This is a genomic window from Streptomyces lycii (assembly GCF_009735685.1).
In the GTDB taxonomy this organism is placed as follows: domain Bacteria; phylum Actinomycetota; class Actinomycetes; order Streptomycetales; family Streptomycetaceae; genus Streptomyces; species Streptomyces lycii.
Genome location: NZ_WHPN01000284.1, coordinates 1 through 12716 on the forward strand (window position 1 = coordinate 1; position 12716 = coordinate 12716).

The window sequence follows — 12716 nt, forward strand, 5'->3', positions numbered from 1 at the left end:
GTACCGGCGGCTGTTCGGGGTGCCGGGAGCGCTCGCCTTCACGCTCGCCGCGCTGCCCGCGCGGCTGGCGACCTCGATGCTCGGCGTCTCGAACGTCGTCATGATCGCCCTGGTCCGCGACTCGTACGCGCTGGCCGGAGCGGTCTCCGCGACCGGCGTCGCCGCCACGGCCGTCGCCTCGCCGCTGCTGGGGCGGCTGGTGGACCGGCACGGTCAGGCGCGGGTCGCCGTTCCGGCGGCGCTGGTGTTCGCCGTCGGCGTCACCGCGATGCTGCTGTGCGTCCGTTACGACGCGCCGGCCTGGGCGCTGTTCCTGTGCTGTGCCGGTTCGTCGGGGCTGCCGAGCACGGGGGCGATGACCCGCGCCCGCTGGGCCGCCCTGCACCGGGACGACGGCGCGGCCCGGCACACCGCGAACTCCTTCGAGCAGGTGGTGGACGAGGTCTGCTTCATGGGCGGGCCGGTGCTCGCGATGGTGCTGTGCACCACGCTGTTCCCGGAGGCGGGACTGCTCACGGCGGGCGTGCTGATGACCGCCGGCACCCTGCTGTTCGCCGCCCGGCGCGGCACGGAGCCGCCGGTGGCTCCGCGCCCGGCGGCCGGCGCGGCCGGTGGCTCCGCCCCGCTGCGCGTCCCGGGCTTCCCGGCCGTGCTGGTCGTCTTCCTGGCGACCGGGACGCTGTTCGGCTCCCTGGAGGTCGCCACCGTGGCGGCCGTCGACACCCTGGGCGCGGGCGCCGCGAGCAGCCCGGTCCTCGCGCTCCAGGCGGCGGGGTCGTGCCTGGCCGGGCTGGCCTTCGGCGCGTTGCGGCCCGCCCGGCACCCCGCGGCGGGCCTGGCGGCCGGGACCTGCGGGATGGCGCTGGGCGTGCTGCCGCTGACGGCGGCCGGAAGCCTGCCGGTGCTGGCCGTCCTGCTGTTCGTCGCGGGCATGGCCACGGCTCCGACGATGGTCAGCGGGATGTCCCTGGTGCACCGGCTGGTCCCGGCGGCGCGGCTCAACGAGGGCATGACGACGGCGTACACCGGGCTGCTCGCGGGCATCGCCGCGGGCGCGGCGGCGGGCGGTCACGCGGTGGAGCGGCTCGGTGCCCCGGCCGCGTACTGGGTCCCGGCGGCGGCCGGAGCCCTGGCGGCGGCCGCGGCCCTGCCCGGGCTGCGCCGCACGACCCGCTCGCGGTGAGCCGGGCCCGGGTGGAGCCTCCTCTCGGCGCCTCGCCACCCGTCGCCCCGCGGTACGGGTGGCGGTTCCCGTCCTCCTGGGGTGCGGGTGGTGAGGCCCCGCCCGTACCGGGCACGGTCGAGCGCGCGGGAACAGCAGAGGGTGCGGCGCCCGTCGGCGCCGCAACCCCGTCGCGCTCGCGGCCACACCCCATGCCCCCGGCCTCTCCGGGGGCCTCTCCGGGGGCCTCTCCGACGGCCTCTCCGACGGCCTCTCCGGAGGTACGGGGCGAAGCCCTCGCCGACGCGATGGCGCGGCCGGGCGGACACGACGAAGGCGACGTCCGCCCGCGCATTGCACGGGCACACGTCGCCTGTCGTTCTTGTGGTGGAGATGGCGGGAATCGAACCCGCGTCCAACGGTGCGGAAACAGGGCTTCTCCGAGCGCAGTTCGCTGCGATTTTCTCGGCCCCGGAGATCACGCGAACAAGTCTCCGACGGGCCCAGCCACTGTTTGATTTCCCACCGGTTCCCGTGGCCGGAGCCGGTGGTTTAGATCCCTAGCTGATGCCAGGATCCGGGGCGGGATCAACCCCGGGCTGACACTCCGCAGAGTCGCTGTCTGTTAGATCAGGCAGCGAGGGCGAAGGAATCGCGCTTGGTGTTGGCGATTATTTTTTGCGACATATGGTTAACGAGATCATTGCCGCTTCCTCGGCTCGCTTCCCCTGCCTCGACATCCGCTGTCGAAACCGATCATCCCCATGTTTTTTTGACAAGCACACCCGGTCCGAGGCTCCCCGATGACACGAGAAGCGACCGACCCGGTGGCGCTGTGCACCATCGTACTCAACAACCACGACAGGAGCCAGATCATTTCCCGCGAGCGGGAACGATCACGTGATCCCCGTCACACAACCGGGGCCGACTGCCCCACACGGCGCCGGGAGGGGCCGCCGGCCGCGTCAGCCGCGCTGCTTCCGCCGCACCGCGGAGATCGCCCGCTCCGACTCGCGCCGGTCCTGCTTCTCGCGGAGCGTCTGCCGCTTGTCGTACTCCTTCTTGCCCTTGGCGAGCGCGATCTCGACCTTCGCCCGGCCCTCCTTGAAGTACAGCTGGAGCGGCACGATCGTGTGCCCGGTCTCCTGGGACTTGCGCTCCAGCTTGTCGATCTCCTCGCGGTGCAGCAGCAGCTTCCGCTTGCGCCGCGCCGCGTGGTTCGTCCACGTGCCCTGGGTGTACTCCGGGATGTGGACGTTGTGCAGCCACGCCTCGCCGCGGTCGAGGTTGACGAAGCCGTCCACCAGGGAGGCCCGCCCCTGCCGGAGCGACTTGACCTCGGTGCCCGTCAGGACGAGGCCGCACTCGTAGGTGTCGAGGATGTTGTAGTCGTAGCGCGCCTTCTTGTTCTGCGCGACCAGCTTGCGGCCCGACTCCGCGGCCTTCGCCTTAGCCTTGTTGGTTTTTGCCATAGCGCGCCCATTCTCGCACTACGACCCGCCCCCGAGGCCAGTCAATACTGTCCCGGCCCGCTCCACGGCCCGCTCGCGGGCCACCAGGTCCGGGGTGATGCCGCGGCCGTCGACCGCGCGGCCGGACGGGGTGCGGTAGTGGCCGACGGTCAGTTCGGCCACCGAACCGTCCGGCAGCTCCTCGGGCATCTGCACCGAGCCCTTGCCGAAGGTGCGGGTGCCGACGACGACCGCCCGGCCCCGGTCCTGGAGCGCTCCGGTGAGCAGTTCGGCCGAGCTCATGGTGCCGCTGTCGACCAGGACGACCAGCGGTGTCCTGGTGTCGACGGCGCCCTTCCGGGCGTAGAGCGAGCGCTCCTCGCCGCGTACGTCGTAGGTGGCGACCAGGCCGCCGTCGAGAAAGGCCGAGGCCGCGGTGACCGCCTCGGAGACCAGCCCGCCGGAATTGCCGCGCAGGTCGAGCAGGACGCCGGAGCCGCCGCGGGCGCGGGTCACCGCGTGCCGCACCTCGTCGCCGGAACCCTTGGTGAAGGAGCGGACCCGGATCACGGTGGTGCCGTCGGCCTCGCGCTCGTCGGTCACGCTCTCGGCGGCGAGCCGGGCCCGGTGCAGCGTCTCCCGCCAGGTACGGCCGTCGCGTCTCAGCACCAGGTCGACGCTCGAACCCGCGCGGGCGTCCTGCCCGTCACCGCGCAGCCGGGCCACGATCTCAGTGACCGGCATGCCGTCGGCGGGGGTGTCGTCGACGCTGAGGAGCCGGTCCCCGGCCCGGATGCCCGCTCGCTCGGCGGGGCTGCCGGGACGGGCTCGGGTCACGTCGATCCGGCCGTCGGCACCGCTGCCCACCCAGAGGCCGACACCGACATACCAGCCGTCGAGGGTCTGCCGTACGTCCTCGTACTCGCGCTCGCTGTACACGGCCGACCAGCGGTCGCCGCTGCGGCTGACCACCTCCTCGGCGGCCTGCGAACCGGACTGGCCCGCGGCCGACGCGTGCGCCGCGGCATCCTCGACGGCCTGGCGGTCGGCGGTGGCCGCGGCGTTCGCCAGGTCGCTGCCGGCCGCCGAACGCGGCGGGTTCCGTGCGGAGTTCCGTGCCTCGTCGCCCCAGGATCCGGCGATGCCGCCGGTGGCCAGCACACCCCCGAACACCAAGGTCAGGGCGACCCCGCGGCGGAACCGGTGGGGCGGGACGAATAGCGACGAGCCCGACATGCGGGTGAGTCTAGGCCACACCGAGGCGCCGTACGGGGAGTTGACCGTACGGCGCCTTGGGCATACATCACACCTTCAGGTACTTGCGCAAAGCGAAGAACGCCGCAATCGCAGGCATCAGCAATCCGATCGCCAGCACCAGTGGCAGCTTGGACAGCACCGCGTCCCAGCCGATGAAGTTGATCAGGTCGATCTTCTCCGCCAGCCAGTTGTTGACGAGGAAGTACTTGCCGAAGACCAGGAGCACACAGGCGAAGCCGGCCCCGATGAGACCGGCGATCGCGGCCTCCATGATGAACGGCATCTGGATGTAGAAACTGGACGCGCCCACCAGGCGCATGATCCCGGTCTCCCTGCGGCGGCTGAACGCGGACACCCGCACGGTGTTCACGATCAGCAGCAGCGCAACGATGAGCATCAGCCCCATCACGCACAGCGCCGCGATGTTCATCCCGTTCAGCAGATTGAACAGGTTGTCCAGCACATCCCGTTGGTCCTCCACCGCCTGCACACCCGGGCGCGCCGAGAAGGCGCTCGCGACCACCTGGTACTTCTCCGGGTCCTTCAGCTTGATCCGGAAGGACTCCTGCATCTGGTCCGGGGTCAGCGAGGAGGCCAGCGGCGAGTCGCCGAACTGCTCCTTGTAGTGCTTGTACGCCTCTTCGCTCGACTCGTGCAGCACGCTGTCGACGACCGGCATGCGTTCGAGTTCGGCCTTGATCTCCTTCTTCTGGTCCTCCGTGACCGCACCCTTGGTGCAGTTCGGGTCGCTCTCCGCGTCGTTCTTGTTGCAGAGGAAGATGGAGACGTTGACCTTGTCGTACCAGTAGCCCTTCATCGTGCTCACCTGGTCCCGCATCAGCAGGGACCCGCCGAACAGGGCGAGCGAGAGGGCGACGGAGACGATGACCGCGAACGTCATCGTGAGATTGCGACGGAGACCGACGCTGATCTCCGACAGGACGAACTGGGCGCGCATGATGTCCTTTCTCAGGTGGCGGTGGCGGCTACGGAACGGTCACTCAGTGCTGGTAGCCGTACACACCGCGCGACTGGTCGCGCACCAGTCGGCCCTTCTCGAGTTCGATGACGCGCTTGCGCATCTGGTCGACGATCTGCTGGTCGTGAGTCGCCATGACCACCGTGGTGCCGGTCCGGTTGATCCGGTCCAGCAGCTTCATGATGCCGACGGAGGTCTGCGGGTCGAGGTTGCCGGTCGGCTCGTCCGCGATCAGCAGCATCGGCCGGTTGACGAACGCCCGGGCGATCGCCACCCGCTGCTGCTCACCACCGGACAGCTCGCCGGGCATCCGGTCGTCCTTGCCGCCGAGTCCGACGAGGTCGAGCACCTCGGGCACGGTCTTGCGGATCTGCCCGCGCGGCTTGCCGATGACCTCCAGGGCGAACGCGACGTTCTCCCCCACCGTCTTGTTCGGCAGCAGCCGGAAGTCCTGGAACACGGTCCCCAACTGGCGGCGCATCTGCGGCACCTTCCAGTTGGAGAGCCGCGCCAGGTCCTTGCCGAGCACGTGTACCGACCCGTGGCTGGCGCGCTCCTCGCGCAGCAGCAGCCGCAGGAAAGTGGACTTGCCGGAACCGGAGGAGCCCACGAGGAAGACGAACTCGCCCTTCTCGACCTCGAGCGAGACGTCCCGCAGCGCGGGCCGGGTCTGCTTGGGGTAGGACTTGGAAACATTGTCGAATCGGATCACGGGTGCACCACGGTCGACCTGTAGAGGGGAACACGGGAGCCGCACAGCGGCTCCCGCCGGTGAGCGTGACCATACGCGAAGCCTGAGGTGTCGCGCAGTCCGCACCCGGGTATGAGCGGTAATTCACGGCCCTGACGGGCACAAACCAGGCATAGGCCCTGCGCCCCTCCCCCGGGCAGGTCACCGGCCCCGGCCACCGGTCCGTGCCCCGGCCCCGGCGGCGGCCGGGCGGCGGTTTTCCCGGTGGATTCGCGTGGGGCGCGCCGGATCGCCGGGAAGCTGGCACAGTGGTAAAGGGGAACCAATGCGCTTCCCCGCGCGTTGGCCGCGGTGAGGAGGAGATCGCATGACATGCGACCGACTGGTGTGCGCCAACTGCGCGGCCCCGGTCAGCGAGGGCCGTTGCCCCGTCTGCCGCGCCAGCCGCGAGCGGATGCAGCACCAGGAAGGCCTCTTCGCTGCGCTGTCACCGGCCGCACTGCTCGCGCTGGTGGTGGCCCTGGTGGCACTGGCCGTGCTCGCGGCCGCCCATCAGACCGCGTAACCGACCCGGCACCCCCGTAGCACCCGCGCTTCAGCCCCGTAAGTCCGCCGGCCCCGTCCGGCCCGGGCCGTGCGGGATCCGCGCACCGACGGGACGAGGGCCCCGGGACACCATGGTGTCCCGGGGCCCTCGTCATGCCGTACGGCTGTGATCGCCGGGTCAGGCGACGGCGCCGCCGTCCCGCGTCACCAGACGCGGCAGGAAGCGGAAGCCGATGCCGCCCGCGATCATCGTCGCGGCACCGAGCAGCAGGAACGCGGTCTCGGAAGCACCGGTCTCGGCCAGCTCCTCCTTGGCCTCGCCCTGCTCCACCGGCTGCGAGCCGACGTTGTCGGTGCCGGTGTCGACGTTGCCGCCGCTGCCGTCGGGGCCGGGGTTGTTGCCCCCGCCGCCGTTGCCGGCGCCGTCGGTGGGCTCAGGGTCCGGGTCGGACGGTCCCGGGTCGGTCGGTCCCGGGTCCGTGGGCTCGGGGTCGGTGGGCTCCGGGTCCGTCGGCTCCGGGTCCGTGGGCTCGGGGTCGGTGGGCTCCGGGTCCGTCGGCTCCGGGTCCGTGGGCTCGGGATCGGTCGGGTCCGGGATGCCCGTCGGCTCCTCTCCCGGCTCCGACGGGTCGTCGTCCGGGTCGCCGAGGGTGACGCCGACGCCGACGCCGTCCTCGTCGACGGAGGCCTTCGCGCCGATGCCGGCAATGCCGATCTCTATGTCCGCGGCCTGCGCGGCACCGGCCGCGGTCAGGGACGCGCCGGCAGCGATCACCGCACCGGCGGTGATCCGCGCCACGCGCAACCGCATCTTCTTCGTCATCTAGCTGCTACCCCCAGTAGCTGATCATTGGATGAAGCAGCCATGTATGGGCTGGCCGTCGTACCGGGTAGCTTCCCACGGGGCGCGCACTCCGCCCCGTCCCCGCATCACGCGCGCCCCAAACATAGGCATGCCGCGCGTCAGCCTTCCCAAGTTCCAACAAGCCGTCAAGGTCATTGCGGGCGCAATGTCCTCTATGCAGTCACTTGGCCGTCGCATGGGCACACACCTGTGACGAAAAAGACAACTGCCACTCCCCGAGTGGCAGTTGTCCGGTCGCCTCGCCCGTTCCCGGCCGACGAGGCGTCAACTTTGCTACTTTTCGCGCTGCTTGCGCCAGCGGATGCCCGACTCCAGGAAGCCGTCGATGTCGCCGTCCAGCACCGCCTGCGGGTTGCCCACCTCGTGATCCGTCCGCAGGTCCTTGACCATCTGGTACGGATGCAGCACGTACGACCGCATCTGGTTGCCCCAGGAGCCGGCGCTGTCGCCCTTGAGGGCATCCATCTTGGCCTGCTCCTCCTGCCGGCGGCGCTCCAGAAGCTTGGCCTGGAGGACGTTCATCGCCGTGGCCTTGTTCTGGATCTGCGAGCGCTCGTTCTGGCAGGAGACGACGATGCCGGTGGGGATGTGGGTCAGCCGCACCGCGGAGTCGGTGGTGTTGACGCCCTGGCCGCCCGGCCCGGAGGAGCGGTAGACGTCGACGCGCAGCTCGGACTCGTCGATCTCGATGTGGTCGGTCTGCTCGACGACGGGCAGCACCTCGACCCCGGCGAACGAGGTCTGCCGGCGGCCCTGGTTGTCGAACGGCGAGATGCGCACCAGCCGGTGCGTGCCCTGCTCGACGGAGAGGGTGCCGTAGGCGTACGGGACCTGGACGGCGAAGGTGGTCGACTTGATGCCGGCCTCTTCGGCGTACGACGTCTCGTAGATCTCCGTCTTGTAGTTGTGCCGCTCGGCCCAGCGCAGATACATCCGCTGGAGCTGCTCGGCGAAGTCGGCGGCGTCGACGCCGCCCGCCTCGGCGCGGATGTTGACGAGGGCCTCGCGGGAGTCGTACTCGCCGGAGAGAAGGGTGCGCACCTCCATCTCCTCGACGGCCTTGCGCACCGCCACCAGCTCGCCCTCCGCCTCGGCGCGGGCGTCCGCGTCGTCCTCGGAGTCGGCGAGCTCGAAGAGCACTTCGAGATCGTCGATCCGGGCGCGCAGCTCCTCCGTCCGGCGCAGCTGTCCCTGGAGATAGGACAACCGGCTGGTGATCTTCTGCGCGTTCTCCACGTCGTCCCAGAGGTTGGGCGACGCCGCCTGCTCCTCGAGCACGGCGATGTCGGCCCTCATCCGCTCAGGGTCGAGGACGGCCTCGATCGACCCCATGGTCGCTGCGAGGGACTTCAGCTCTTCGGATACATCGACGACTGCCACGCCCCCCAGCGTAACGGCTGTGCGCCGCGGCCCTCGCCGGGGCAGGTCACGGGTCCACGGGTGCCGAGTGCGGCGGGCCGCCGGGCGCCTGGTTGCCACCGGGCTCGTCGCCCCCGGAGGTGGCCAGCCAGCCGCCGATACCGGCCGCCGCGAGCACGGCGGCGGCCGTCACCCCGAGCCGCACCCGGCGCCGCCGGGCGGCCTCCGCGGCCGAACGGTGGCGTGCGGAGCCGGGACGGCGCTCGCCCGCGACACGGGGCACACGAGCAGTGCCGCGCGCCCCTCCCGCCAGCTCGTCCGCGCTGGGCACGCGCATGCTGGTGTGGGTGTCGCGGCCGGAGTCCGGCGCGGACCCGTGCACCAGCGGGACGGCACCGCGGCGGGGCGTCCCGGGCGCGGTCTCGGGCCGGTACGGATCCTCCTCGTAACCCTGCTGCTCCGGGTCGTCCGGGTCCGGTTCGTCCACGTCGAGCGGCGGCAGCCCGGCCAGGCCGGGCAGGATCTCCCGGAGCCGGCCCGCCAGCTCCGCGGCCCGCAGCCGGGACGCGGGCGACTTCGCGAGGCACTGGACGAGCAGCTGCCACAGCTCGTCGGGGATGCCGGGCAGCGGGGCGACACTCTCGGTGACATGGCGGCGCAGTACGGCGCCGGGGTGGCCGCCGCCGAAGGGCGTGAAGCCCGCCAGCAGCTCGTAGAGGACCGTGGCGAGGGCGTAGATGTCGACGGAGGCGCGCGGCGGCAGGCCCTCGACGATCTCGGGGGCCAGATAGTCGGGGGTGCCGATGATGTTGCGGGCGGCGGCGTTCTGCCCGGCCCGGGCGCCGCCGGTGCCCGGTCCCGAGCCACCTGCGGCGGAGGAGCGCAGGGCGCGGGTACGGCCCGGGGCGTCGACGAGCCGGGCGATGCCGAAGTCCGTGAGCAGCGCGGGATGCGCGCCGCCGGGGCCGAGCGGGCCCTGCATGTCGAGGAGGACGTTCTCCGGCTTGACGTCGCGGTGCACGACGCCCGCAGCGTGCGCGGCGGCGAGCCCGTCGGCGACGTCAGCGGCGATGGCGACGGCCGCCTCGGGGGCGAGCCGGCGCTCGCGGTCCAGGCGGGTGCGCAGATCCGTGCCGCGCACCAGGTCCATGACGAGCGCGAGGTCGTTGCCGTCCACCACGAGGTCGCGGACACCGACCACGCGCGGGTGGTCGAGGCTGAGCAGCGCGGTGCGCTCGCGGACGAAGCGTTCGACGAGGTCCTGGTCCGACGCCAGGTCCTCGCGCAGGAGTTTGACGGCGACGGGGCCCTCGGGCCCTTCGCCCAGCCACACCGTGCCGGCGGACCCCCGCCCCAGGATCTGGTGGGCGGTGTACCGGCTACCGATCTTCCGTGCCAAGACTGCTCCGACGTGTCATGCCCTCCGGCGGGGGGCTGGCGTTGGCGACAAAGCTACGCGGCCGCCGGGGGTTCGCGCGCCCAAGATGGCACCAACCGTCACTTCCGGGGGATAAATCCGCCCGCAGGAGTCGACAAATCTCCTGTGTGAGCCTCTGTACGAGCCTCCTGTACGAGTGCTCCGCGCCGGTCCCCCGGCGGTGCGGGCGGGAGCGGACGGCTGGGCCTGTCCCTGTCCCTGTCCCCGTGGCCGTTCCCGCATACGCCCGTCGCCGTCCCGGCCCCGGCGCCGGTCCCCGCTCGGCTGCTGTGTCGGCCCCGGCGCCGTTCTCCGCTCGGCTCCCGTCCGCTCCTGTCTGCTCCTCTGTCCGCTCCTGTCTCGGCTCCGCTGCTGTCGGCTCCGCTGCTGTCTTCGCTCGCGGCCCGGCACAGGCGGCCGGGCGCGGAGCGGCGCCGGTGCCTGTGCGGCCGGGGGCCGGGGGCCGGGGGCCGGGAACAGCGGGCCGGGCCCCGGAGACAGCTGGGCCGGTGCCGGTGCCGGCGACCACCGTTTTTGGCGGCCCACCGATCCGGCGGCCCGCCGGCCCGGGCGACGGTTCAGCGGGGCGCCGGTCGGCCGAGCGCCGGTCCGCGGGGCACAGGTCCGCAGGGCCCAGGTCCGCAGGGCGCAGGTCCGCGGGGCGGCGGCGGTCCGCGGGGCGCCGGTCCGGCGGACGCCTGTCCGTCAGGTGCCGGACCGGTGACCGGTCCGGCGGGTGCCCTTCCGGCGGGCGGCCGGGCTCGTGTGCGCGCGGCCGCCGGGACCGGGCGGGCGGTGGCGGCGCCCGGAGGCGGTCAGCCGTTGCCGCCCGTGTCCGGGATCTCGGGGGCGTTCTCGGATGCCTCGCCGAGCTGGGAGATCCAGTCCGTGGCCTGACCGATCCAGTCGGTGGTGGCCTGCCAGAAGCTCTTGCCCTCGGCGACCCAGTCCTGGAGCGGGGTGAGTTCCCAGATCAGCCAGGCGGCCACGATGAGGATCAGCACGGTGAACAGACAGCCCTTGAGGCAGCCGAGGCCCGGGATCCGCATCGGATTGGCGCTGCGGCGCGGCTCGCGGCGCGGGCGCGGCTCGGGGGCGGGCGGCCGGGTGTACCGCTGCGGGGGCGGCTCCTGCCGGCGTCGGGGGCGCGGCTGCTGCTGGGGCGGCGGGGCGTACGGCGCGGGGGGCTGCTGCCCCTGCTGCCCGTACCCCTGCTGCCCGTACGGCTGCTGCGGTGCCGGGCGGCGCGGGGCGCGGCGCAGCGGGTCCTCGCTCGGGTCGAGGTACTGGACCTGGGTCTGCTCGTTGCGGTCGCGGGCCGCGCGCATCTGGTTCTGCCAGGGGTGCTCGTCGTCCGGGCCGCCCGGTCCGGGCGGCGGGCCGGGGGGCACGGGGGGCATCGCCCGGGTCGGGTCGGCACCTGCCGCGGCGCCCGCGGCACCGGCGGCACCGGCCGCTCCCGCCGCCGGCATCACGTTGGTCGCGGCGTTCGGGTCGTAGGCGGACGAGCCCGTGGGCAGGACCTGGGTCGGGTCGGCCGAACCGGGCGCCCCGCCGTGGCCCGCGCCCGTGCCCGGGACCTGCGCGGGCGTGGGATCGGGGGCCAGCAGTGCGGCGACGCCGAGCGCGGCCTCGGCCTGGGCGGCGGAGGCGTGCACCCCGACACCGGCGGCGACCGTGCGCAGGCCCCGGGCGAGGTTCTCGGCGCTGGGCCGCTGGTCCGGGTTCTTGCGCAGACAGTGCTCGATGACCGTCCACAGCGGCTCGGGCACGGTGGTGGGGCGGCGGGGCTCCTCGCTGAGGTGCTTGTGCAGCACCTCCAGGGCCGACTCGCCGGCGAACGGGGGACGGCCGGTGACCAGTTCGTAGAGCAGGATGCCCGCGCCGTAGATGTCCACGGCGGACGTCTGCGGCCGGCCCTCGGCCGACTCCGGCGCGACATAGGCCGGGGTGCCGACGAACTCGTGGGTGCGGGTCAGCCCCGGGGAGTCCGCGAGACGCGCGATCCCGAAGTCCGTCAGCATCGGGTGCATCCCGTCACCGCTGTCCGCGAGCAGCACGTTCGCGGGCTTGAGGTCTCGGTGCACGATGCCGTCGGCGTGGCTGGCGGCCAGCGCGTCGGCGATCTGCGCGGTCAGCAGGGAGGCGGCGACCGGGGTGAAGGGGCCGTTCTCCCGCAGATAGCGGTGCAGGTCCGGGCCGTCGATCAGATCCATCACCAGGGCGAGCAGGTCGCCCTCGACCACCAGGTCGCGGGTCCGCACGATGTTGGGGTGGGTGAGCCGGAGCAGCACGGACCGCTCGCGCAGGAAGCGCATCACGACGTCCGGGTCGTTCGCCAGCTCCTCCTTGAGGACCTTGATCGCCACCGTCTCGCCGGGCTGCCCGGCCACGGCCGCCTCGGCGCCGGCCGCCTCGCGCTGCCGGGCCCGCCACACGGTGCCCGTCGCGCCCCGGCCGAGCGGCTCCTCGAGCAGGTACTTACTGCCTACCGGCCGCACGTCATGCGCTCCCTGGTCGTGGTCGGAGACTTGGTTCCGGTCCGCCGACGGTGTCCACGGGCCGTTCCGCCCCCACTGTAGTGCCGCCGGCCAGGCAGTCGACCGGCCGTGTACGGGGCCGGTCCGGTTCGGCCGCCGGGGGGCGGTGTACGGAGAGACGCGAACGGGGCCCCCGGGGGTTGCCGCACCCGGCTCGCGCGCCCCGCGGCGGAATGCCGCGCCCGCCCGGCCGGAAGGCCGCGCGCCCCTGACGGGAGCCGCGCGCCCGGCGGGCGGAAGACCGCGCGCCCCCGGCGGAATGCCGCACCCCGAGCGGAACGTGTGGGCCCCCGGAAGCGGCGGTCCGGCGTGCGACGCGGGATGTAATGCGCAGCCCTGCGTACGAGCCGGGCGTACGAGCCCTGCGTACGAGCCGGTCGTCGCCGGGGGGCGGGGGCGGGGCGGGCGCGGCCGGGTGTCGCAGCCGGGGCGGGCGAGGTCGGCCGGAT

Annotated in this window: 10 protein-coding genes and 1 other RNA gene; 2 read left to right on the forward strand and 9 right to left on the reverse strand. The window is 72.9% G+C overall.

Annotated elements, in window-relative coordinates:
* Positions 1–1183 (forward strand): MFS transporter (locus GCU69_RS32655; RefSeq protein WP_170315857.1); only part of this gene is annotated, 1183 nt, incomplete at its 5' end.
* A 364-nt stretch (positions 1184–1547) separates the two neighbouring features.
* Here GCU69_RS32655 and ssrA read toward each other — a convergent pair.
* The 5 genes from ssrA to ftsE form a co-directional block, all read right to left on the reverse strand.
* Positions 1548–1926: a transfer-messenger RNA gene (ssrA, locus tag GCU69_RS15350) on the reverse strand.
* A 201-nt stretch (positions 1927–2127) separates the two neighbouring features.
* The gene (gene smpB, locus GCU69_RS15355; protein ID WP_098752142.1) at positions 2128–2634 is read right to left on the reverse strand and encodes an SsrA-binding protein SmpB; all 507 of its coding nucleotides are present in this window, start codon (positions 2632–2634) and stop codon (positions 2128–2130) included.
* Between the two features lie 18 nt (positions 2635–2652).
* Positions 2653–3849 (reverse strand): S41 family peptidase, encoded by a 1197-nt coding sequence (locus GCU69_RS15360; RefSeq protein WP_156206359.1) that lies wholly within the window; start codon positions 3847–3849, stop codon positions 2653–2655.
* A gap of 67 nt (positions 3850–3916) precedes the next feature.
* Positions 3917–4828: a permease-like cell division protein FtsX gene (ftsX, locus tag GCU69_RS15365; protein WP_156206360.1), complete on the reverse strand. Its 912-nt coding sequence runs from the start codon at positions 4826–4828 to the stop codon at positions 3917–3919.
* Between the two features lie 43 nt (positions 4829–4871).
* A complete protein-coding gene (ftsE, locus tag GCU69_RS15370; protein ID WP_098752145.1) occupies positions 4872–5561 on the reverse strand; it encodes a cell division ATP-binding protein FtsE in 690 nt (229 codons plus the stop codon).
* A 346-nt stretch (positions 5562–5907) separates the two neighbouring features.
* On the opposite strand from ftsE, the gene GCU69_RS15375 reads away from it, so the two are divergent.
* Positions 5908–6105: a hypothetical protein gene (locus GCU69_RS15375; RefSeq protein WP_098752146.1), complete on the forward strand. Its 198-nt coding sequence runs from the start codon at positions 5908–5910 to the stop codon at positions 6103–6105.
* A 159-nt stretch (positions 6106–6264) separates the two neighbouring features.
* On the opposite strand, the gene GCU69_RS15380 is transcribed toward GCU69_RS15375, so the two are convergent.
* The 4 genes from GCU69_RS15380 to GCU69_RS15395 form a co-directional block, all read right to left on the reverse strand.
* The gene (locus GCU69_RS15380; protein ID WP_098752147.1) at positions 6265–6909 is read right to left on the reverse strand and encodes an LPXTG cell wall anchor domain-containing protein; all 645 of its coding nucleotides are present in this window, start codon (positions 6907–6909) and stop codon (positions 6265–6267) included.
* 315 nt (positions 6910–7224) lie between these two features.
* A complete protein-coding gene (gene prfB / locus GCU69_RS15385; protein ID WP_098752148.1) occupies positions 7225–8331 on the reverse strand; it encodes a peptide chain release factor 2 in 1107 nt (368 codons plus the stop codon).
* Between the two features lie 46 nt (positions 8332–8377).
* Complete coding sequence (locus tag GCU69_RS15390; protein WP_156206361.1) at positions 8378–9709, reverse strand: serine/threonine-protein kinase; 1332 nt, start codon at positions 9707–9709, stop codon at positions 8378–8380.
* 833 nt (positions 9710–10542) lie between these two features.
* Positions 10543–12228, reverse strand: coding sequence for a serine/threonine-protein kinase (locus GCU69_RS15395; RefSeq protein ID WP_156206362.1), 1686 nt, complete (start codon positions 12226–12228; stop codon positions 10543–10545).
* Positions 12229–12716 lie beyond the last annotated feature (488 nt).